General features: G+C 35.6%; 16 protein-coding genes, 1 pseudogene and 3 riboswitches. All 17 genes and pseudogenes read right to left on the bottom strand.

What is annotated here, in order from left to right; all coding sequences use genetic code 11:
• Positions 1 to 8 precede the first annotated feature (8 nt).
• The 17 genes and pseudogenes from J5G60_RS00370 to J5G60_RS00290 all read right to left on the bottom strand — a co-directional run bounded on the left by J5G60_RS00370 (position 9) and on the right by J5G60_RS00290 (position 22,140).
• Positions 9 to 833 (bottom strand): ABC transporter permease, encoded by an 825-nt coding sequence (locus J5G60_RS00370; RefSeq protein WP_150355606.1) that lies wholly within the window; start codon positions 831 to 833, stop codon positions 9 to 11.
• A 208-nt stretch (positions 834 to 1,041) separates the two neighbouring features.
• Positions 1,042 to 1,143, bottom strand: a riboswitch (SAM riboswitch).
• A gap of 52 nt (positions 1,144 to 1,195) precedes the next feature.
• The gene (locus tag J5G60_RS00365) at positions 1,196 to 1,666 is read right to left on the bottom strand and encodes a DUF523 domain-containing protein (protein ID WP_150355605.1); all 471 of its coding nucleotides are present in this window, start codon (positions 1,664 to 1,666) and stop codon (positions 1,196 to 1,198) included.
• 23 nt (positions 1,667 to 1,689) lie between these two features.
• Positions 1,690 to 2,982, bottom strand: coding sequence for a nitrogenase cofactor biosynthesis protein NifB (gene nifB / locus J5G60_RS00360; RefSeq protein ID WP_150355604.1), 1,293 nt, complete (start codon positions 2,980 to 2,982; stop codon positions 1,690 to 1,692).
• Positions 2,983 to 3,105: 123 nt separating this feature from the next.
• Positions 3,106 to 4,302, bottom strand: a complete 1,197-nt coding sequence (gene metK / locus J5G60_RS00355) for a methionine adenosyltransferase (RefSeq protein ID WP_150355603.1) — start codon at positions 4,300 to 4,302, stop codon at positions 3,106 to 3,108.
• Between the two features lie 28 nt (positions 4,303 to 4,330).
• Positions 4,331 to 5,719 (bottom strand): amino acid permease, encoded by a 1,389-nt coding sequence (locus J5G60_RS00350; protein ID WP_150355602.1) that lies wholly within the window; start codon positions 5,717 to 5,719, stop codon positions 4,331 to 4,333.
• Positions 5,720 to 5,777: 58 nt separating this feature from the next.
• A riboswitch (SAM riboswitch) is annotated at positions 5,778 to 5,889 on the bottom strand.
• A gap of 75 nt (positions 5,890 to 5,964) precedes the next feature.
• Positions 5,965 to 6,072: riboswitch (SAM riboswitch) on the bottom strand.
• A gap of 82 nt (positions 6,073 to 6,154) precedes the next feature.
• Positions 6,155 to 7,069, bottom strand: coding sequence for a cysteine synthase A (cysK, locus tag J5G60_RS00345; protein WP_150355601.1), 915 nt, complete (start codon positions 7,067 to 7,069; stop codon positions 6,155 to 6,157).
• Positions 7,070 to 7,563: 494 nt separating this feature from the next.
• A complete protein-coding gene (locus J5G60_RS00340) occupies positions 7,564 to 8,043 on the bottom strand; it encodes an S-ribosylhomocysteine lyase (RefSeq protein WP_150355600.1) in 480 nt (159 codons plus the stop codon).
• Between the two features lie 53 nt (positions 8,044 to 8,096).
• A pseudogene (locus J5G60_RS00335) lies at positions 8,097 to 8,414 on the bottom strand (winged helix-turn-helix domain-containing protein); the annotation flags it as partial.
• Positions 8,415 to 8,432: 18 nt separating this feature from the next.
• Positions 8,433 to 8,966: a signal peptidase I gene (gene lepB / locus J5G60_RS00330; RefSeq protein WP_150355598.1), complete on the bottom strand. Its 534-nt coding sequence runs from the start codon at positions 8,964 to 8,966 to the stop codon at positions 8,433 to 8,435.
• Between the two features lie 117 nt (positions 8,967 to 9,083).
• On the bottom strand, positions 9,084 to 9,956 hold the full coding sequence (locus tag J5G60_RS00325; RefSeq protein WP_150355597.1) for a cation diffusion facilitator family transporter: 873 nt from the start codon (positions 9,954 to 9,956) through the stop codon (positions 9,084 to 9,086).
• Positions 9,957 to 9,982: 26 nt separating this feature from the next.
• The gene (locus J5G60_RS00320; protein ID WP_150355649.1) at positions 9,983 to 10,912 is read right to left on the bottom strand and encodes a ketopantoate reductase family protein; all 930 of its coding nucleotides are present in this window, start codon (positions 10,910 to 10,912) and stop codon (positions 9,983 to 9,985) included.
• A gap of 54 nt (positions 10,913 to 10,966) precedes the next feature.
• Positions 10,967 to 14,461, bottom strand: a complete 3,495-nt coding sequence (locus J5G60_RS00315) for an AAA family ATPase (RefSeq protein ID WP_150355596.1) — start codon at positions 14,459 to 14,461, stop codon at positions 10,967 to 10,969.
• Positions 14,448 to 15,668, bottom strand: coding sequence for an exonuclease SbcCD subunit D (locus J5G60_RS00310; RefSeq protein WP_150355595.1), 1,221 nt, complete (start codon positions 15,666 to 15,668; stop codon positions 14,448 to 14,450). Before J5G60_RS00310 ends, J5G60_RS00315 begins: the two co-directional genes overlap by 14 nt.
• 165 nt (positions 15,669 to 15,833) lie before the next feature.
• Positions 15,834 to 17,087: a lactate racemase domain-containing protein gene (locus J5G60_RS00305; protein ID WP_150355594.1), complete on the bottom strand. Its 1,254-nt coding sequence runs from the start codon at positions 17,085 to 17,087 to the stop codon at positions 15,834 to 15,836.
• Positions 17,088 to 17,196: 109 nt separating this feature from the next.
• Positions 17,197 to 18,171, bottom strand: a complete 975-nt coding sequence (locus tag J5G60_RS00300; RefSeq protein WP_150355593.1) for a bile acid:sodium symporter family protein — start codon at positions 18,169 to 18,171, stop codon at positions 17,197 to 17,199.
• Positions 18,172 to 18,780: 609 nt separating this feature from the next.
• On the bottom strand, positions 18,781 to 20,655 hold the full coding sequence (htpG, locus tag J5G60_RS00295) for a molecular chaperone HtpG (protein ID WP_150355592.1): 1,875 nt from the start codon (positions 20,653 to 20,655) through the stop codon (positions 18,781 to 18,783).
• 258 nt (positions 20,656 to 20,913) lie between these two features.
• The gene (locus tag J5G60_RS00290) at positions 20,914 to 22,140 is read right to left on the bottom strand and encodes a S8/S53 family peptidase (RefSeq protein WP_150355591.1); all 1,227 of its coding nucleotides are present in this window, start codon (positions 22,138 to 22,140) and stop codon (positions 20,914 to 20,916) included.
• Positions 22,141 to 22,175: the final 35 nt, after the last annotated feature.

The following is a 22,175-nucleotide window of genomic DNA, read 5'->3' as shown; positions in this document are numbered from 1 at the left end:
TTAAATTTTTAAGATACAAAAGAATCCTGTTTCCACACTACAACTTTTTTTTCTGCAAAACCTATGGCTTTATTTATAAATATACCCAACAGGGCAATTGTAAGCGCTGCTGCAAACAGCCTGTTAATTTGGAAATTAACTTCTGAATTGAGCACCATCCATCCAAGTCCTGCGCTTGCTCCTATCATTTCCGCAGCTATGAGCATCAAAAATGCATTACCTGCACTCATCCTGAGTCCTGAAAATATACTTGGAGCAGCTCCCGGCAAAACTACTTTCCAAAAAAGTTTTATTTTCGATGTGCCCATGGCCTGAGCTGCCTTAACCAACAGCGGATCTATAGTTTTCACTCCCGTTATAGTACTAAATAATATAGGCCATATGGACACCCAGAATATTATAGAGATCTTGGCGACTTCTCCTATTCCAAAAAGAAGTATAAAAACCGGGAACAATGAGAAAGGATTTACCTGCGCCAGAATCTGCAGCAACGGATCCAGTATTTCCTCCAGCTTTCTAAATCCTCCTGCAAGTAAAAATCCCAGAGGCACGGCTATAATTCCGGCCAACAAAAATCCCACTCCAGCTCTTAAAAGACTTACTTTTACATGAACAAGCATTTCATTTTTGAGCGTAAGACTCACAATAGTACCCACTGTTTCTGTAAAAGTAGGTATAAATTGATGATCAACTATCCCGAGTATAGGTGCAACCTGCCAGAAAACCAGAAACAGCACTACAGCTATACTTTTTCTAAAAATTTTGCTCAGTATTTTCCCTGCATTTTTTTCATGACTTTTATTTTCCAGATAAGTTTTACTATCTATATCCATTCATTATCATCCTCCTTTTTATCTAAATATTTCAAAATACAAAAAACACCAGAAGCTTACATCTAACAAGAAATAAGTCTCTAGTGTTTCTAGTCAACTCTTTTCAATATTATTATCAAATCTCAATTTTTACAAAATACATACACACTAATTTCTCCTGCAAATAAAAAACTTTCCTGCAAAGATAAAATACAAGAAAGTACTTGTTCTCTCATCTTTCAGACATATAATCTGCTGGAATTAGCACCGTTAAATAAATTTAGGTTGCCGGACGTCATAGGGCCAGTCCCTCAATCTCTCTTGATAAGAATTTTGTTTATTTTTCTATATAAGGCTAATTATATAATCTAATACACATATTGTCAAGAATTTGAGGTAATTTTTTTAATTTCTCTTTCAGCTTCATCCAGCTGATCTTCGCCAAACACTTTAATACCGTTCCTTCTCAGCAATTCAGCAGTAACACCTTGGCCTGACTTTTTAACACCCTTAAATGTACCATCAAATATATACAAGCTCCCGCAAGAAGGGCTGTCTTGTTTTAAAATAGCAACGGAAACATCATTTTCTTTTGCAAGAGAAAGAGCTTTCTGTGCTCCACTTTTATATTCATAAGTCACATCAACACCCTTGCCAGTGACTACCCTATCTCCTTTTCTTTGGGAATCCGGCCTCGGCACAGGAAGTCCTCCAGATACTTCTGGACAAATTCCTATAAGCAGCCCCTCTTTAGCCCACCTTAAAAATCGCGGATCATGACAGGCTACATCTCCATTGTCATAACGTACCTTCTCTCCAAGTAAACACGCACTCACCAAAATTTTTCCCTTCATTAAATCATAACCTCCATCTGAATCTAAGAATCGCTTGATTTATCAACCTGACTCATCAATTTTACTGCCTTTTCTATGCCCTCTTCTATAGTACTGTACATCTGAAATACCTTTATCCCCTTCTCATGAAGCCTAATTACAGGTTCGAAGCCAATACGCAGTACAAGCACTCCATTACAGTCCTCTATGCACTTTATAATACCCGATATCCTATCATCATGTCCAGTACATTCTTGTTGGCCATTACAATACCTCTCCACATCCCTTTTCTCATAAAATTTAATATTCTCATCTAATACATCATATATATAAAACTGAGATACATGCCCAAAATGTTCATCTACATAATCTCCGGAACTGCTGGCCACTGCAAATCTATAACCTCTGTTCACCTTACCTGTTTTATTGTCATCTTTATATATTTTCTCAGATTTGTCAATAGAAATTACATTTTTCTTATAATTCCTAAATTGAGCCGATACATCCTCATTCAAACTCCCTATGGCATCTGCCCTGCACTGCCTGCAGTGATACATCTGTTTTAAATAGGGCTCACATTTTTTCCTCATGCTTTTCAATTCAGATTCATCTACAGTATCCCTGTTTTCAAATACACTTCCCTTTACAGGTATAAGAGGCATTATATTTGTCATATAGGCACCACATTCCTTAACTTTTTTTACTATTTCAGGAATGTGAGCATCATTGATTCCCTTTATCATCACAATATTTACTTTGCACACAATACCTTTTTCTGTAAGATATCTAAGACCTGTAAGCTGATTGTCAAGTAGAATTTTTCCTGCCTGCGGCCCTACAAAAGTGCTTCCCCTATAGTTTATATATTTATAGATCTGTGCGTCTATTTCAGGGTCTACAGCATTTATGGTTATTGTAACGTGTGTGACTCCCAATTTTATCAGTTCCTCCGCATAAGCAGGAAGCATCAATCCATTGGTGGAAAGGCAAAATGTAATATCCGGGCATTCTTCTTTTATAAGTTCTATGGACTTTTTGGTTTCTTCAAAATTTGCAAGTGGATCTCCTGGACCAGCTATTCCAACCACCGTCAAATTTTTTATTTTATTTTTTACTATCTTGAATTTATCTCTTGCTTCCTCTGGGGATAGAATTCCACTTGTAACTCCAGGCCTGGATTCATTTACACAATCATATTTTCTATTGCAGAAATTACAGCTTACATTGCATTTTGGAGCTACAGGTATGTGCATTCTAGCATACTTATGTGCAATACAGTTATAGCAGGGATGTTGAAATGTCTTTTTTTCAATCTCCCTTGCAAAATTTATAGGCATATCTTATTATCTCCTTTTTTGCATAATTAAAATATAAAAAGGCCAGACAAACTTAAAAATTTAGTTTGCCTGGCCTCCAGTATTTCTGGTCAACCTTTCATAAAAATTCACAGCATTTGTGGCTTAAGAATATACAACCACCTTATTTAATTCTTCTTTTATCTTATCCACTTTATCAAGGCTTTCCCAGGGCAGCTCTATATCGGTTCTTCCGAAATGTCCATAAGCAGCTGTCTTTTTATATATTGGCCTTCTAAGATCCAAATCTCTTATAATGGCTGCCGGCCTCAAGTCAAAAAGCTTTTTTACAATATCCACTATTTTCTCATCAGATACCTTACCTGTTCCAAAAGTATCGACACTTATGGACACAGGCCTTGCCACTCCTATAGCATAGGCAACCTCCACTTCTATCTTATCCGCAGCACCTGCTGCCACCAAATTCTTTGCTATCCACCTTGCCGCATAGGCTCCGGATCTATCGACTTTCGTCGGATCTTTTCCCGAAAAAGCTCCTCCTCCATGCCTTCCATATCCACCGTAGGTATCAACTATTATCTTTCTTCCAGTAAGTCCTGAATCAGCCTCCGGACCTCCCTTTACAAACCTTCCTGTAGGATTCACAATATATTTGGTATTGGAATCTATAAATTTCTCAGGTATTACCTCTTTTATGACATTATCTATTATATCTCTTTCAATCTGGTCATGTTCCACATTTTCTTCATGTTGTGAGGATATCAAAATTGTATCTACTCTCACAGGTTTTTCTCCTTCATATTCTACTGTAACCTGGGTTTTACCATCTGGTCCTAAATATGGAATAATGCCATTTTTCCTGACATCGGCCAATCCTCTCGAAAGTCTATGAGCCAGTGCTATTGGAAGTGGCATATATTCAGGTGTCTCATTTGTGGCAAATCCAAACACCATCCCTTGATCCCCTGCACCTATTGCCTCTATATCATCTTTTTCTCCCAGTTTTGCCTCCAGTGATTCATTTACTCCCAAGGCAATATCTGAAGATTGCTCATCTATTGATGTTATAACCGCGCAATTGCTGGCATCAAATCCAAATTTTGAACCTGTATATCCTATTTCTTCGATAGTTTTCCTCACTATCTTAGGTATATCCACATAGGCTTTAGTGGATATCTCTCCAACTAGAAGCACAAGCCCTGTATTTACAACTGTTTCGCAAGCTACTCTTCCATATTTGTCCTGTTCAATAACAGCATCTAGAACTGCATCCGATATTTGATCACAAATTTTATCAGGATGTCCCTCTGTAACTGATTCTGATGTAAATAATCTACTCATCTTTATCCCTCCAATTTATTTAACTTTTCTATTTACTATTTATATATGATAATTTTGATTGTTCACTATGATGAAGTAATTTATATATTCCCACCATGGCCAATACCCATATAGGCGCAATATAAAGGGCAATGCGGGTAGCTGGCAAAAACGCCATTGTAACAACAATAGCCAGCAGATAAATTATTGTAATGTATGAAGAAAAAGGGTAAAAAGGCATTTTAAAAGCAATTTTCTGCCCTTCCATAGCTTTTTTTCTGCGGAACTTCAATTGTGTTATAAGAATCGTACCCCAGGCAGTCAAAATGGCTATAGTTGTTGTTGAGGAAATATATGTAAAAAATTTCTCCGGTATGAAATAATTTAAAATTACGGCAATCAATGCCACAGCCGTACTGAAGAGTGTTCCCACATAGGGTGCCCCGGATTTATTCAACTTTCCAAATACTCTGGGAGCATTACCATTTAGTGCCAGACTGTAAAGCATTCTGCCATTTATATACAGGGCACTGTTCATGCCTGAAAGAGCAGCTGTCAAAATTACAAAATTTATGACTGAAGCAGCTGCAGGAATACCTACTTTAGAGAACACCAATACAAAGGGACTTCCTGCAACCCCAATTTTATTCCAGGGATAAAGTGCCAGCATCACCAACACAGAACCCACATAGAAGATAAGTATACGCCAAAATACATCGTTGATAGCTTTTGGAATGGATTTTTGTGGATCCCTTGCCTCTCCCGCCGTTATGCCAATAAGTTCCACCCCTCCAAATGCAAAACTCACAAAAACAAAAGAAAGCACAAACCCTTTAAATCCATTGGCGAAAAATCCTCCATTATTCCATATATTAGAAAATCCAATAGAATGCCCTCCATTATTAAATCCAAATAATATAATAAGCATTCCAAAAATAATCATGCATACTATGGCAACCACTTTCACAAGGGCAAACCAAAATTCAAATTCACCGTAAGCTTTAACTCCAACTAAATTGACTGCAATGAGTATGATCAAAAATATAAGTGCAGTAATCCATTTTGGAAACTGGGGAAGCCAAAATTGAACATATACCCCCATGGCAGTGAGTTCTGCCATAACAGTAGCTGTAGCCTGAAACCAATATGTCCAGCCTGAAAAAAATCCTGCAAAATTTCCAAGGTAACGAGTAGCATAAGCACTGAAGGAACCCGAATTTGGCTCATCTACAGCCAGCTCACCCAAGGCCCTCATAATGAAAAAAATGAACAGTCCTCCTATTAAATATGCCAGAATAATGGCAGGTCCGCCTGTCTTAATAGCATCTGCAGAGCCATAGAACAATCCTACACCTATGGCACCTCCAATAGCTATCATCTGAATATGCCTATTTTTAAGATCTTTTTTTAGTAATTTATTGCCTGCATTATTGTACATCTTATTTATACCTCCAAGTAAAAAATCTATATGTGAGAAGACATATAGATTCCATTGTCCCTCATCTTTCAGGATATACCTGCTGGAATTAGCACCTAGATGTACGAACTAAATGTATATCTGGTTGCCGGGTATCATAGGGCCAGTCCCTTAACCACTCTTGATAAGAATTATAATATTTGATTTTATATAATTACATTAAAAAACTTCCTGTGAGAAATCACAGGAAGTATAAATTCCATTATCTCTCATCTTTCAGGTTTTACCTGCTGGAATTGGCACCATTTACTGTACAAATTACAATCGGTTGCCGGGCATCACAGGGCCAGTCCCTCCGCCTCTCTCGATAAGAAAGTCTACAAATATTGTAAATCACTTATATTTAATTTATATTCAATATACAATTCTTTATTCTTTTTGTCAATAGAAATCTTTCTATTCATACAAATTTTTACTGAAATATCTGTCTCCCCTATCTGGAAATATAGTTACTATATTTCCTCCATCTATGGTATCTGCCAATTTCAACGCTGCTGCAAGAGCTGCACCAGAGGAAGATCCAACTATCAAGCCTTCCTTTTTTGCCAACTCTCTCACCAATCTAAAAGCTTCATCATCATTTACCTTTATAACTTTATCAACCAATTTTATATCCATAGTGTCCGGCAGGAAATCATTTCCTATGCCTTCAATAGCATAACCGTGCTCTTCAGTACCACCGCCAAGGGTAGAACCTTCCGGATCCGCCAGTATGGTCTTTATGCTGCTGTCCTTTTCCTTTAAATACTTTGCCACACCTGTAAAAGTTCCGCCGGTACCTGCTCCAGCCACAAAATAATCTATTTTCCCACCTAACTGTTCATATATTTCAGGACCTGTAGTAGCATAATGTGCCTCGGGATTATCATTGTTTTCAAATTGTCCCAAAGCTATGGAATTTGGTATCTGATTTAAAATCTCCTTGGATTTTTCAATAGCACCTCTCATTCCATCTTCTTCTGGAGTATGAATTATCTCCGCTCCAAGCGCCCTCATCAATACCTGTTTTTCTATGGAAAATTTCTCCGGTACTGCAAATATAACCCTGTATCCTCTGTTTAAAGCTCCCAGCGCAATTCCAAGACCAGTATTGCCTGCAGTAGCTTCAACTATAGTGTAGCCTTTCTTCAATCTACCGCTTTCCTCTGCCTTTTTTATCATATAATCGCCAATTCTATCTTTTACACTGCCTCCTGGATTAAAATTTTCAAGTTTGGCATATATATTAACTCCATCTTTTAGATCAAATTTGTTTATTTTCAGTATAGGTGTTTTTCCTATCATTTCCTTAATATCATTAAAAACTTCCATAATATAACAATCTCCTTTAAATTACAAATTTTCGCTGTTGAAGCTGTTGTTTAATATTTTTCAAATTCCGGAATTATGAAAAACAAAAAACCTTCCGCCCCTTACAGAGGCAGAAGGTTTTACTTCTACGGTTCCACTCTGTTTATCCCTCAAGTACTGCATAAAAACAACCTATGCAGGAAAGAAAAACTCATTGTCGGTACAATCATACCTTAACATTTTAACGGCTGTTTCCGCTGAAACCTACTCAAGTTCAATTCAGTGCTCCAGGATGCATTTCAATTGTCTCCCGCTAAAATTTTCTCACACCACACGAAAATTCTCTCTAAAATAGCATCGTACAATCTACTCTTCCCATCATTACATTTATATAATCTACAATCTGATAATACTACATAAACTTTAATTAATCAAGTATAATTTTACATATAAAATTTAAAAAAGTTACTTCTGCTCAAAATAGATAGAAGCAACCTTTTATAAATTGTATTGTATTATTCAGGATAATTCAACCTCTCATCCGAGATGTCTGTCAAGACCTCTTTGAGAAATTTATCTGCCCAGTACTTCGCCATAGGAAGATTCATATCCAAATAATTTCCGCAGTCTTTTGGAGCAGCACCGGGTATGTCACCTTCAAAATTCAAGATAAATTTATACATTTCCACCAGCAAATCCACGATATCCTTTGACTCATAGTCTCCATACAAAATCAGATAAAATCCGGTTCTGCAACCCATGGGTCCAAAATATACGGTTTTACCTCCATAAGTGCTGTGATTTCTCAAAAAAGTTGCTCCCAAATGCTCAATAGTATGAACTTCAGCTGTATTCATAACAGGTTCGTCATTAGGGCTTGTCATTCTTATATCAAATGTGGTTAGAACTACATCTCCAAATTTATCTTTTCTGGAAACATAAACACCTGGTATTAATTTTAAATGATTGACAGTGAAACTTGAAATTTTATCCATGCAATATCGCCTCCTGTAGAACTCATTATACATCATGTTAAACCTGTAATCAATTATTCAGCTTTGCCCTTTATTCCTCCAAACTTATATCCTATTCCCCTTACAGTTAAAATATATGCAGGCTTTTTGGAATCAGTTTCTATTTTCTGTCTTAAATTTTTTATATGTGAATCAATGGCTCTGTTGTATCCATCAAAATTTTTCTCCAGCGCAATAGATATAAGTTCCTCCCTTGTAAAAATCTTTTCAGGATGGTTTACCATAACTGAAAGTATTTTGTATTCTATGGGGGTAAGATTGACTGTTTCCCCTGATTTTTTAACTTCGTAACTTAAATTATCAATTATCAAATCGCCCTCATTAAAATAATAAGCAAACTCCATTTGTAATTATTTAAAGTAGTTTATATTCTTAAAAGGATACACTCTTAAAATTACATGTCCCTTAACATCCTTTAAATTTACAGGCCCTATTATTCTGCTGTCGGTACTATTTTTCCTATTATCCCCAAGCACAAAAATATAACCTTCGGGCACAACATACTCCGCAACAGCTGAATTGGCCTCAGTTACAACTTCTTCTGGAAGATAACTTTCAGTGAGAACTTTTCCATTTAAATAAACCTCTCCGGACTTTATCTCAATTTTATCTCCAGCTATTCCTATAACCCTTTTTATATAGTTGTCCTCATTCTCGTCATGAGAGTTGAAAACGACCACTTCTCCTCTGTTTATATGTCCCGTTTCAGTGCTTATCTTTTCCATAAATATAACATCCTTATCATTAAAAGTCGGCTGCATGGAAGATCCTATTACATCAGTCCGGGCAAAAACATAACTTCTGCATACAAGTGCCAGTCCAATAGCCAGAATAATGTAAAAGGCATATTCCCTGAACTTCTTAAAGAATTCTTTATCTTTCACGATATCACGCCCCTTTACCTATTATCATTATAGCAAAAATAACAGTTTTCAGACAAATTTGAAAATCTGCAGAGTTTTATATTTCAACTCTGAACTTTGATATCTGGATATGACGGCCTATTTCAAAGCCGGCTCTACATGTATAATTGCATATTTTATCTGAAATTCACTGCTCAGCATATTTTCTATTTTTTCCGTAATACCATGACTTTCCAGTACGGTCAATTTAGAGCTGACACTTATTATAATATCAAGTAAAATATTATTTCCATGTACCCTAGCCTTTACATCCTTGACGCTGTCTACGCCTTCAATTTGATTTATTTTTCCAATTATTCTGTCCAGCTGCCTGCTGTCAAAACCATCAGTTAAACTTTGGGCGGACTCCTTGAAGATCCCTATACCTGTTTTTATTATAAGTATTCCCACTATTACCGCCGCCAGTGGATCTATCCAGGGAAGACCAAACTGCGAAGCTATAATTCCACAGGCGGCCCCAAAACTGACCCAGGCATCTGAAAGATTGTCTTTTGCAGCAGCCATAAGTGCCAGGCTCTTGATTTTAACTGCCACTTTCCTGTTATACCTGTACACTGCATATACCAGTACAGTACATATAATGGAAACTACTGCAGACATCATATCCGGTGCTTTGGTCTTAAAAAAAACTGTAGAGTATACTGCATTGTAAAAAACCTCTGCTCCAACGGCTGTCATTATCAAAGAGGCCACCAGGGTAGATACCGTCTGTGCCCTCAAATGTCCATAGGCATGGTCCTCATCGGCAGGTTTCCTCGATATTTTAAGCCCTATAACAATGGCAAGGGAGGCTATGATATCCGTGGAATTATTAATGCCGTCTGCAAAAAGAACCTTGGAATTAAAAAAATATCCTATACCGAGTTTAAATAAAGATAAAAACACATATACTACCACATTTACCTTAGTTCTCTTTTCTGCAATTTTAAGATTTTTATAATCCTCTTCCATCTATTTTCTCCTATAAAGTATAAAATCTATACCTTTAAATCATTTTTCGACTCCACTGCTTTTATTATATTTAAAAGTGTCCTGTTTACCGGAGTGTCTATTCCATATTTTCCTCCCAGTCTGCATACGGTTCCCGCAAACATATCAACTTCAGTCTTTCTTCCATATTCAATATCCTGACACATTGAAGTATTGCTGTGAGGAGGCATGGTGGCAAGTACTTCATTCCATTTTTCAATATCCTGTCCACTCAAATTTATGCCCATTTTCTGAGACAATCTTACCACTTCCCACATAGCTGACTCCATCAATTCTTTCGCTTCACCTACAGATTGAAATACTCCATAATTTCCCCCTATAACTGCTGAAGCCTGATTTATTCCTACATTGATCATAAATTTATACCACAGGGAATGAATCATATCCTTTGGAATGCTGTAAGGTATATCTGCCCTGTCAAAAAGTTCTTTTACAATCTGTACTTTTTCTGAGTAAGTACTATTTGTTTTTTCACCAAAAGCTATATTTCCATAACTGGAAAAAGAGATGACATTTCCTCTGCGGTTTCCGTCAATGGCAATACAGAGAGAATAGAGCATCTTATTCATTCCATATCTTTTTCCTATTATCTCTTCACTGGTAATTCCATTCATGAGAGATATTATAATTGTATTTTCCCCAACTTGATTTTTCATATCCTCCACAGCCTGGGAAAGTTGATTTGCTTTCACGGAAACAATAATCAAATCTGCAGGTTCAGTTTTCTCTTCTGGTGCTACATATTTAAAATCATATCTTTTACCATTTATTATAAATCCATGTTTTCTATATCTTTCAGCTCTTTCACCGCCTGCTATAACTTTCAATCCCCCAGGATTCAGATCGTACAACTTGCTAACATAGGCACAGCCAATAGCTCCCATCCCTATAGCAGATATATTCTTTATACTTTTCACCATAAACTCCCCCTATCATTATACTGAATACTCTCTGTATTTTAATAAAATGTTCTAACCTAATTCAATTTCAGCCTTACTCCCGCCCATTCCAGATTCAGCTGGAGTAACGATGAGCTTCACCGGCATCCTTTCCTTTATGGATTCTAGATGACTTATTATACCTATTGACAATTTGTCATTATGGATCTTTTCCAGTGAATCCATGACTGTTTCAAGTAAATTTTCATCCAGTGTTCCAAAGCCTTCATCTAAAAAAAACAACTCCAGAGGCGCCCTGCCTTTTAGCTGTATCTGTAATGACAATGCCAGCGCCAGTGCCAATGAGGTCACAAAAGTCTCTCCTCCCGACAAAGTGGACGCATCTCTTTTTTTGCCTCCATTTTTATAATCCCTTATAAAAAATCTGCCATCTTCATCAACTTCCAACCCATAGTTCCCGCATGTGATTTCCTTTAACTTTTTATCTGCTTCCAGGGATATATATTTCAGTTGATTGCCTGCAACAAATTCCACAAATTTTTTCCCCTTGAATAACTTCTCAAGATCATCCAGGAGCGCCAGTTTATGCTCAACTTTTTCCTTTTTCTTTAGAACATCTTTTAATTGAAGAAGCTTTGTATTTATTGAATTAACCTCTTCCTGTAACCTTATTTTGCATTCATATAAATTTTTCAACTGACAACTTTTTTTGTCTTTAATATTTTGTATCTCAAGCCACTGCTCCTCTGTCAAAGTTTTTCCACCTATCTTCTCACGGAGATTTTCTACGGTACCCTTTAATTTAACCAGTGAATCCCTGTACTCATGTATTTTTTTATTGAGCTCATTGATCTCAAGTTTATTTATAAAACTCTTCTTGACCTGGTCAGTGTTTTCAAAATGCTGATCATTTAAAACTCTTTCAAGTTTTTCACTTTCATCTGACTTTCTTTCATTAGAACTTACCAAATTGCTCTGGCATGCTATTATCTTATTTTTATATTCATCGTATTTCACCTGTGCCTTTTTACTGTCTCCCTTAACTTTTACATATTCCATTTCTATTTTCTCTATATGTGCTGATACTTGTTTATTGAGATATTCAAGATCCTCTACTTCTCCCACTCTATTTTTTATACTTCTTTTCTTTTCAAGCATATTTTTATTTTTTTCCCTAAATTCAGTTTGCCTCTCATTCAATTTTCCCTTCAAACTTGCAATTTCGCTGCTGAGTGTTTCTCCCTGCAATTGAGCTGCAGTTAAATTGTCCCTGAGTTTTCTTATTTCAATTTCCAGATCAGCTTTTTTCCTTTCATTTTCATTTATCTCATTTTTTTTGCCTTTAAAATCTACAATCCCCAATTCAGCTTTGAGTGAACATAACTTTTTTTCTTCTATTTTGAATTTTTCATCCTCCTCCTTGAGATTCTGTTTTAATTTTTTCATCTGGATTTCATTTTGACTTCGTGCCGCACTAATTTTATTATATTCTATATTCAAAAAATTCTTTTCTTCCTTCAAACTCTTGATCTTTTTATCAAGTTCGGACTTTCTGCTGTTAAATAGATAAACTCTGTTTCTCAACTGAGTGAATTCATTTTGAATAAACTCAACCGGAGTTGACTTGAAACTTTCTCCCAGCTCATTTAGTTTTTTACCATTTTCTCCTATGATTTTCTGTTCTGATTCAACAACTGTTCGTATCTTTATTATCTCCTCAGACATATTTTCGAGATCTCGCTGTTTTTCCCCCAAATGTTTTCTCAATTTTTCCACAGAACCTGTATCAATTTCATCCAGAGTTCTCCCACCACAGTAAACAGAACCGCACACAGGGCATAAATCACCTTCTGACAGCGTATTTCTGAGAATATTTGCCATACTATGTCTTTCACATTTTTTTATTTCTTCATCTAATTTGTGGATTCTAAACCTCAGAGCGGATTCTGTACTGGATTTATCTTTTAATTCTTTCTTCAAATTATGTAAAATTTTTTTATTTTTCTCTATAATATTCTTGTAATCTCCGTATTTATCCCATTTACTTTTTATTTCCACCACCTTTTTCTGAAAATCCAGAAGTGTATTTTCATCTCCCGGACAATTTTTCATGAGCTCTTTTAATTGATCTTCAGCTCTATCTATTAACTTTTGCTTCTCATCCATATTCTCCTGCATAGTCTTGCCTTTTTTACGTTCATTTTCAATATTTGTACTGCTGTCTTTTATATCTTCAAGCAAACTGTTTTTTCGATTCTGTATATTTTCATAATCCTTTAAGACAATAATTCCATCATCTATTTTCTCTTTATATTCTTCAGAAATTTTAAGGCAGTTCACTAATTCTTCTTTGAATTTTATACTATCCAATAATTTTTCAATATGTTTTCTATTCTCCATTCCTTCATTATTTTTTGTCTGCAGCTCTCCTTTCAAAAAATCAATATCTTTTTTCAAAGTCATTTCCTGACTCTGAAGCTTCTTTAAAATCACACCTTCAGCTATGGCATCCAAAATCTTCTGCTGTTTCACTTTCAATTCTGGCAGCTCCCTGTGCCTTTTCTCTTCAATGACACTCAATCTGGTATCCATTTCATTTTTGTACTGTGTCATACTATCCATACTTCCATTTAAGTCCAAAAGTTCTTTTCTTAAAATCTCCACCTGTCTGAGAGTATTTTCGCAGCTGTCCATATAAGGTTTTACTTTCAATGCACTTTCAGCCAGTGTCACTTTTCTTTCACATTTACCTATATAGCTTTCCATTTTCAGCATGGACTTCTGCTGATTTATTTTTTCATTTAATTCCATTTGAAGTTTCCAGAGTTCTCCTGCAGTATTAAATTTTTTTTCCACATCATTGTACTCAGTTTCGCACTGGTGATACTGTTTTTTTATTTCCTCAAGGCTGCTTTCTTTCTCCTTCAGAATTTTTTCATCAATTCCCTCATAGCCAGTAAGCTGTCCCTGGATAAGATTCTCCTTCTCTCTCTCTTTCTTTACTTTTGATCCAAGTTTAAAAGACAGTTCATCTCCGTATTTTTGTAGTCCAAACAATCTCTCAAGCATATTTCTCCTGTCTTTTCCCTCAAGCCTTAAAAATTCACTGAACTTTCCCTGAGGAAGCACCACGGTTCTGGTAAAGTCCTCCAGTTTAAGTCCTAGTATTTCCTCGCATTTTTCAGTTACGCTTTTGGCCCCTTCCTCCAATATTTTTTCTGAACAAGTTGTAATATCCAATATTCTGGCAGATTTACTTCTCACTTTCCCGGTTCTATTTTCTCTCCTAAATTCCCTCTCCACTCTGTATATCCTCACTACCCTATCCGATATCTGAAATTCATAGCTCACCATCAAATCTGTGCAGTTCACATTCATAAAATTGGAACTTTTTCTTGCGATCTCACCGTAAAGTGCCAGGGTAATTCCATCAAGCACCGTGGATTTTCCGCTTCCCGTAGGTCCGAATATGCCGAATATACCTCTGCAGGTCAACTTTTTGAAATCAATTTCCTGGGTATCCATAAAGCTGTTCAATCCTTTTATTTTAAGCTTAATTGGTTTCATTATTTTCCTCCTCCCTAATAATGGACAGCAGCAAGTCTAATACCTCTGGTTCAGGTTCCACTTTTCTTTCTTTTATATAAAACTCCCTGAATATCTCTTCAAAAGATTTATGTGAAAAACTATTTATATCAAGATCACTGCAATTATCATCTGATATTTTAGGAACAATTTCCAATATGTCTTTTTTAGCGGTCTTCATCAATTTTATTTCATCTTCCCCTATATATCTGTCAGTGGTTATTTCCATATAGACCCAACAGTCTCTCTCACTATTCTCCCTACATCTTGAAATGGCCTCCTCTATACTGTTACATTTCCAAACTTCTATGGGTTTATATACCTTAAATTCAACTTCCTTTACCCTGCAGTCCTCTCCTGCCTTTGCATCTATTACAAAGCACTTTTTTTTAAAGCCAATTTCTTTTTTGCTGTACTGAAGGGGAGAACCTGAATACCTTGCCCTTCTTTCCGTTCCAGGCACTATCTGAGGTTTATGGACATGTCCTAGGGCGATATATTGAGCTTTAACAGGAAAGCAGCTCCCATCTACAATAAAACTTCCTCCAAGTTGGACACTTCTCTCTGATCCAGCCTGAGCACTTCCCATTGCAAACAGATGTGAAACCGCAATATTTATAGTATCCTCTCTATAGTTTTTACTCAAATTGTCAAATAAGGTTTTAATTTTATTACCGTAGGACACAACTTTATCCTTTTCCTCTTCCATTTCACTGTATAAAACTTCATCTAACCTTTTCTCATTGGGATAAGGCACTGTAACAATTACAGCTCTCTCACCATTTATTTCAACTTCAACAAAACCCTCACCGGAATTTACAACCTTATGACTGCCATAATCACCACAAGGTACCACTGACTTTGGCGTACCCACCATTATAATGCCATGGTCTCTTGCCAAAGGACCCGCTGCCACCAACCTATCCGGGTTATCATGATTACCCGATATAACCAAAGTTATTCTCTTTCCATTCGAGGACAATTTTTTTAATGTATCATAGAACATTTTTTCAGCCCTGGCCGGTGGATTATAACTGTCGTAAATATCCCCAGCAATAATAATTAAATCCACACTATTGTCATTTACTATCTTTACAAAGTCTTCAAGAAAAGCTTCCTGTTCATCCATACGACTGTGCCCCTCCAAATTTTTGCCCAGATGCCAGTCAGAAGTATGTAAAATTCTCATTGATTTTTCCTCCAAATCAAATAACATCATATCTGTATACTGATCATTATAGCATAATGATAGAATAGCTTTAATGTTAAAAGTGGCTGTTTCAAAATTCGTCAATTTTGAAACAGCCACTTTTCAATATCCCATGGAAAATAATTTTTAACAGGATTTAATTTTTTAAAACAATCTTAAATTACCGTCTTTGTCAAATACATCTGTAACATCGGTTTCACAAATTTTATATTCTGGAGGAACTTCTGGCAGCAGTGCTGAAGATATATATATCTGTGAAAGTTCAAGAGTGCTCTCTATCAGCATAATACGTGCTGTCCTCTCACTTACAGCCCGTCCACAAGTTTGTAACCCTATTCTTATTGCCTCCTTATCTGTAGGAGCTACTACTGGAATAAAACATCGTTCCAAAAATCCGGAAGTTATAGTATTCATATAAGTTTTTTGAATATCTACTTTATCATAAAGTCTTTTTGTAGTCACGTCGGCAATACCCATACCTAGTGCATTTCCTTCAGATTCCTCTGTCAAATCCAGTATGGCAATTCTACTTGCAGTTCCCTCCTCATCAGGAATGCCATTAATTCTCATACGGCCAATTACATTCGGATCCATTCCCACACCGGAAATATTCTTTCCCATTTTTTTAATTACTAGAACATCCAGATTGTTTAATGGCAGCTTAGGCAGCAATTTCTTTGAATACTTTAGAAGTTCTGCATCCCTTTCAAAAATATTTTCGGCATTCAATACTTCTACAGCCGCTGTCATATCCCTTTTATTTTCAACAATGGCCACTGCAGCCAATAGTGGAACATGTTCTAACACCTTTTTGGCCACCTTTGGAATTAGATTTTTAAGTCCACTGGCACCATGCTGATGAACTGCTTCCGCCTGTGCCTGTTTTCCCATTCCAATAACCAACATCTTTACAACTCCACTTTCATGTTCCCCATGGAAATCAGTATGGGCCTTGACCCTGTTCACTGGAATTATATAGTCCAGATCCATCACCTTTTTATCCACGTAAACTGGCTGCTTTCCTATATGGTCGATAGTTGCCACTTCCATATTTGACACTATGGGAACTCCAAGCTCCTTTTCATTGATGCCATAATGATCCAAAATGGAACGCTGGCCCTCTGCTGTTGCACCTCCGTGACTGCCCATAGCGGGTAAAACTATTACATCGACTCCACGTGCCTTTAAGTTAATTATGACCTGTTTGATAATCAGTTTAATGTCACGTATACCTCTGCTTCCTGCCAATACACCTACCTTTTTCCCCTTAATGTCTTTTCCTGCAACTTCTCTGTCAATCCCATTTTGAACTGCTTCAATTATCTCTTTTTCTGACAAACAGCTGCAGCTCTCTTCAGTAATTATTTTATGAATTACCGGCATTTTTATATCAAGCATAATAAACCTCCTTACAAGAATAAATTTCAATTTAAATTACATCACCTGCATAAATTCTTATATAATTTCGCAAAATACCAATATTTCTTTTAATATAACACACATTTTCTTAAGCTGTACCATTCTCACTCTTGATTTTTTTAGAATCTAAAGCATCATCCTTATCTGCTCTCTTAGCCCAGTAGGATGCCAACGCAGATCCTGTAACGTTGTGCCAAGCACTAAAAATGGCACCAGGAATAGCACATAGAGGATCTAGATTCATTAAAGCCAGTGTAACTGCAAGTCCTGAATTTTCCATACCTATTTCAAAAGCAATTGCCTTGGATTTACGTTTGCTGAGTTTGCCCAATCTACGAGCAGCATTATATCCCAGGAATAATCCGGTTGCATTGTGAAGTGCTACCGCCAAAAATGCTATAAATGCTATCTTAGCCAAATTCTCTGCATTTACTGCAATGCCTGTAGTTATGATAAACATAAGAGCAATTGTCGATATAACCGGCACATATTCCACAACCTTTTGTACTGGTTTATCTGCAATCCTGCGAATTAATACTCCCAAACAAACCGGAATGACTACACTTTTTAATATACTTAAAAGCATCGATGCTGCATTTACCTTGACCATCGATCCTGCGAGAAATAAGAAAAGTGCCGGTGTAAGTACAGGCGCCAAAACAGTATTTACACTTGAAACTGTAATTGAAAGTGCCTCATCACCTTTGGACAAGAATGTCATAACGTTTGAAGCAACAGCACTAGGACAGCATCCAACCAAAATAAGTCCAGCAGCTATAGGAGCTGGCAAGTGCAAAATCTTCGATATAGCAAATGCGACGAAAGGCATAATTAAAAAACGCGACACAACACCCCATAGTACATCAAGGGGGCGGGAAAATACCAATTTAAAATCATTAGTCGTCATAGTAAGCCCCATACAAAGCATTACGGTTCCCAAATACCAAGCAGTATAAGCACTTAAAGGCTTAACATGCGTTGGAAATAAGAAAGCTAAAACCGAGCCAATAACTACCCACACTGGAAAATACCCTGTAATCAATTTGCAAATCTTTTTTATCATTTTTTTACTCTCCTTTTCAGTGTTTTTAGTAAAATTTTAAAAATTGCATATCATCTGTTTTGAAAACTTAAAACTCAAAATATAATTTGCAATTGCATAAACCGTTTTCAGAAATTTTACATATATATCATTTACTCGATGCCAGGTACAAATCAATATGAAATACCAATATAATTCCTCTAGAGAAACTTTATTGACCTTTAGTAGTAAAAAATGCTATTTATTTATATATAAAGTAGTAAATTTACTACTATGGCTAAGTATACTAATTAAATGTTTTCATATCAGATAAAAACATTTAACCATTATAATTATTTTATTCAGCAATAATCATACCAACTGATTATTTTTTATAGCAATTCTTTTAAAATGCACAGATAAAGCTTTTACTTATATTATCCATTAAAACATTCTGTTAGATTAATTTAAAAATGTGAGATTATTTGTTATATTCACTGTTGCAATTTGATTATTCTAACAGTTTTCTAATTCTCATACTCGTGAAACAATTAGCTGTTATTTCAATATTCAAAGCAAAAAAGAGACACAGAAATACTATGTCTCTTACTTGCCGTATTCTTCTTCCTCAAAAGGAAAGTAGAACATCAATTATTTAATCAAAGTACACACATCATTTGCAAATTGCACTGGATCTTCCACGGGAAGTCCCTCAATTAAAAGCGCTTGATTGTACAGCAGATTGGAGTATACCTTTAATTTATCCTTATCCTCTTGAAACGCTTTCTTGATGGCCTTGAACATCTGATGGTTTGTGTTGATTTCAAGAATTTTATCGGCTTTAATATTTTGATTGTTTGGCATCATTTTAAGTACTTTTTCCATTTCAATGGATACTTCCCCTTCATTTGCCAAACACACAGGATGAGTCTTAAGTCTATTTGAAGCCCTTACTTCTTTTACCTTATCTTTCAATACTTCCTTCATGAAATCAAATAGCTCTTTGTTTTCCTCAGTTTCCTTTTTACTTTCTCTATCATCAGAATCAAAACCTAGCTCCTTACTGGAAACAGATTTAAACTCCTTTTCCTTATATTTCATGAGCATCTTAATGGCAAATTCATCTACATCGTCGGTAAAATACAATATTTCAAAATTTTTGTCTTTAACCAATTCAGTTTGAGGCAATTTTTCGATTTTTTCTACATTCTCACCTGCTGCATAATATATATATTTCTGATCCTCTTTCATTCGCGAAACATATTCGTCAAGAGTTACAAGTTTTTTCTCTGTAGAAGAATAAAACAACAACAGATCCTGCAGTACTTCCTTGTTGGCCCCGAAATCAGAATAAACTCCATACTTAAGCTGTTTTCCAAAACTATTGTAAAATTCAATATATTTTTCACGATCGTTTTTAAGCATCAAAAGAAGTTCGCTCTTTATTTTATCTTTTATCTTTTTTGCAATGAATTTAAGCTGCCTGTCATGCTGCAGAAGTTCTCTTGAAATATTAAGGGAAAGATCTGCTGAATCCACAAGACCCTGGACAAAGCTAAAATAATCCGGAAGAAGATCAGCACATTTTTCCATTATCAAAACGCCATTTGAATATAACTCCAGCCCCTTTTCAAATTCCTTTGTATAGAAATCATAAGGTGCTCTAGCCGGGATAAAGAGCAGTGTCTTGTAGCTGACCACACCTTCTACACTTGAATGTATTACCCTGAGAGGTTTATCATATCCAAAATGCTTATCCATATAAAATTGATCATAATCCTCAGGCTTTAATTCATTTTTATTTTTTCTCCAGATAGGTACCATGCTGTTTAAAGTTTCATCTTCAAAATAATCCTCATATTCTTTTTCATTATCTTTTTTAGGCCTGCTCTTTTTTACCATCATCTTGATTGGATATTTTATGAAATCAGAATATTTCTTAACCAGCGATTTTATTTTGTATTCATCCAAAAACTCATCATATTTTTCATCTTCAGTATTTTCTTTAATTTTTAAGATAATTTCGGTACCTGTAGTTTCCTTTTCACAGGGCTCAATACTATATCCCTCAGCCCCCTCTGATTCCCACTTATAGGCCTTATCCGAATCAGCAGAACGACTTTTTACAGTTACTTTGTCAGACACCATAAATGCGGAATAAAAGCCAACTCCAAATTGACCTATAATATCTACTCCATCTTTTATGTCATTTTCATTCTTAAACGCAAGAGAGCCGCTTTCTGCAATAGTCCCAAGATTATCTTCAAGCTCCTTTTCTGTCATGCCTATACCCGTGTCTGTAATTGTAAGTGTTTTCTTATCCTTATCTGCAGCAATTCTGATATAGAAGTCATCTTTGTTGAAATTAACATTTTCATCAACAAGTGATCGATAATAACTTTTGTCAATTGCATCGCTGGCATTTGATATAAGTTCTCTCAAAAATATTTCTTTATTTGTGTATATTGAGTTAACCATTAAATTAAGCAGTCTTTTCGACTCTGCCTTAAATTCTTTTACAGCCATTTTATCATTTCCTTTCAATTATATATAATATACTAATGGCAGGGCACGACACCTCTGTCACAATTATCATACAGTCAAGTGATTCCCGGATTCATGGTCACCTGAATATTTTTTTGTTAGCACTTATATTACTTGAGTGCTAATTTTATTTTAGCAATAATTTCATCTTTGTCAATATATTTTCTCAAATTTATCTGCTGAATTCATTTGTCATAATATTTAAGCTGTAAATTATCAGAACTATAACAAAGAAAATTCTCATGAATTATTTTTTAAACTTTGAATTAATTTTACAGGATTAATTATCTTACCTAAACTATGTAATTTACTATTTCTTCTAAATTCAACAGTAGTTCCAGTTCTTAATGCCGTCTTCCAAAATTCATCGGGAGTTATACTTGATTTGACTTCACAGGAAAGAGCATAAACACCTGCTATATAAGGAATTGACCAACTCCAGCCACCTTCTCGGTAGAAAACATAATCCCTATATCCTGTTGGACTTGCTGTACATCTTGAATCCATGGGAATAAGCAGTGTATTATTCAAGTTATATTTTCCTTCATAATACTCCTTCTGCCAGAATAAGCCCGGAGTATAGGATGAAGAGGTATCGGGATCAGACAGAGGGTTTCTTCCAAGCCCGCTAAATTTAAATCCATAAGTATCTTTAAGTGATGATGAAACTACAAATATATTTTCTTCTCTGGCTCTGTCCACTGCTTTTATCACTTCACTGTACCCCACATCTCTAGGACTCCATCCTATTGAAATGGAAATAGCCCTTATCTTTTTACCTTGAGGTAACTTTTTATTGAGTTCTATTATTCTGTTTATGGCATGAGCAATGTAATTAAAATTGACTTTTGATTTTTGGCATATATCCACAGGATCTTGTCCTATATAATATAAATCAGATTTTGGAGCGATACCCGTTTTTTTACCAACAGCTATTGAAGCTACTGCAGCTCCATGCATTGAAGTTTCACGTCCGCAGTGGAGCTCTTCATAAGATTTGACATTATCTTTATATTCAGCATGATTTACAAGAAGACGCTGATCTATTATTGCAATACCAACATTTTTCCCATTCACTCCTAAACTATGGAGAGTTCTTATGCCAAGTCCTGGATTTTTCCCTAATGACATAATTTTTTCAGGTGAAAAAACTGATGTAATATTTTTTGGCCATTTTGTATTACTATCAAAGCTTGAATTTAAAAGTTCTTTTTCCCTTCCATCAATATCAGCTTCCGATAAATCCTTTGAACGCAAGTCCATTCCTTTACTGTTTTTAAAATTTGAGCTCAACTGTGGCAGCTTATTTAATTTTCCAACCTTCCAATCTGCCGGTGTCACTTTTACAGCAATTCCAGCAGTACCTTTATTTAATGCATTATTGGGTTTTATCAGCACATTTAAAGATATCATACTTATAATAAACAATATAAACACTATGATTAGAATTTTATACTTTTTCTTCATGTAGAAATATCTCCCTATTTTTTTAATTTTTATTA

The sequence above is a fragment of the Clostridium sp. HV4-5-A1G genome, assembly GCF_900184915.1.
GTDB classification, from domain to species: domain Bacteria; phylum Bacillota; class Clostridia; order Clostridiales; family Clostridiaceae; genus Clostridium_B; species Clostridium_B aromativorans.
This window is presented reverse-complemented; position numbering and strand designations above follow the sequence as displayed.

Excerpts from the sequence above, each read along its gene's own strand:
- J5G60_RS00370 (WP_150355606.1), bottom strand. The coding sequence starts at position 833 with ATGGATATAGATAGTAAAACTTATCTGGAAAATAAAAGTCATGAAAAA.
- htpG (WP_150355592.1), bottom strand. The coding sequence starts at position 20,655 with ATGGCTGTAAAAGAATTTAAGGCAGAGTCGAAAAGACTGCTTAATTTA.
- J5G60_RS00365 (WP_150355605.1), bottom strand. The coding sequence starts at position 1,666 with ATGAAGGGAAAAATTTTGGTGAGTGCGTGTTTACTTGGAGAGAAGGTA.
- J5G60_RS00325 (WP_150355597.1), bottom strand. The coding sequence starts at position 9,956 with ATGGAAGAGGATTATAAAAATCTTAAAATTGCAGAAAAGAGAACTAAG.
- J5G60_RS00310 (WP_150355595.1), bottom strand. The coding sequence starts at position 15,668 with ATGAGAATTTTACATACTTCTGACTGGCATCTGGGCAAAAATTTGGAG.
- nifB (WP_150355604.1), bottom strand. The coding sequence starts at position 2,982 with ATGCCTATAAATTTTGCAAGGGAGATTGAAAAAAAGACATTTCAACAT.
- J5G60_RS00350 (WP_150355602.1), bottom strand. The coding sequence starts at position 5,719 with ATGTACAATAATGCAGGCAATAAATTACTAAAAAAAGATCTTAAAAAT.
- J5G60_RS00315 (WP_150355596.1), bottom strand. The coding sequence starts at position 14,461 with ATGAAACCAATTAAGCTTAAAATAAAAGGATTGAACAGCTTTATGGAT.
- J5G60_RS00305 (WP_150355594.1), bottom strand. The coding sequence starts at position 17,087 with ATGCTTGATATAAAAATGCCGGTAATTCATAAAATAATTACTGAAGAG.
- J5G60_RS00300 (WP_150355593.1), bottom strand. The coding sequence starts at position 18,171 with ATGATAAAAAAGATTTGCAAATTGATTACAGGGTATTTTCCAGTGTGG.
- cysK (WP_150355601.1), bottom strand. The coding sequence starts at position 7,069 with ATGGAAGTTTTTAATGATATTAAGGAAATGATAGGAAAAACACCTATA.
- J5G60_RS00340 (WP_150355600.1), bottom strand. The coding sequence starts at position 8,043 with ATGGATAAAATTTCAAGTTTCACTGTCAATCATTTAAAATTAATACCA.
- metK (WP_150355603.1), bottom strand. The coding sequence starts at position 4,302 with ATGAGTAGATTATTTACATCAGAATCAGTTACAGAGGGACATCCTGAT.
- J5G60_RS00290 (WP_150355591.1), bottom strand. The coding sequence starts at position 22,140 with ATGAAGAAAAAGTATAAAATTCTAATCATAGTGTTTATATTGTTTATT.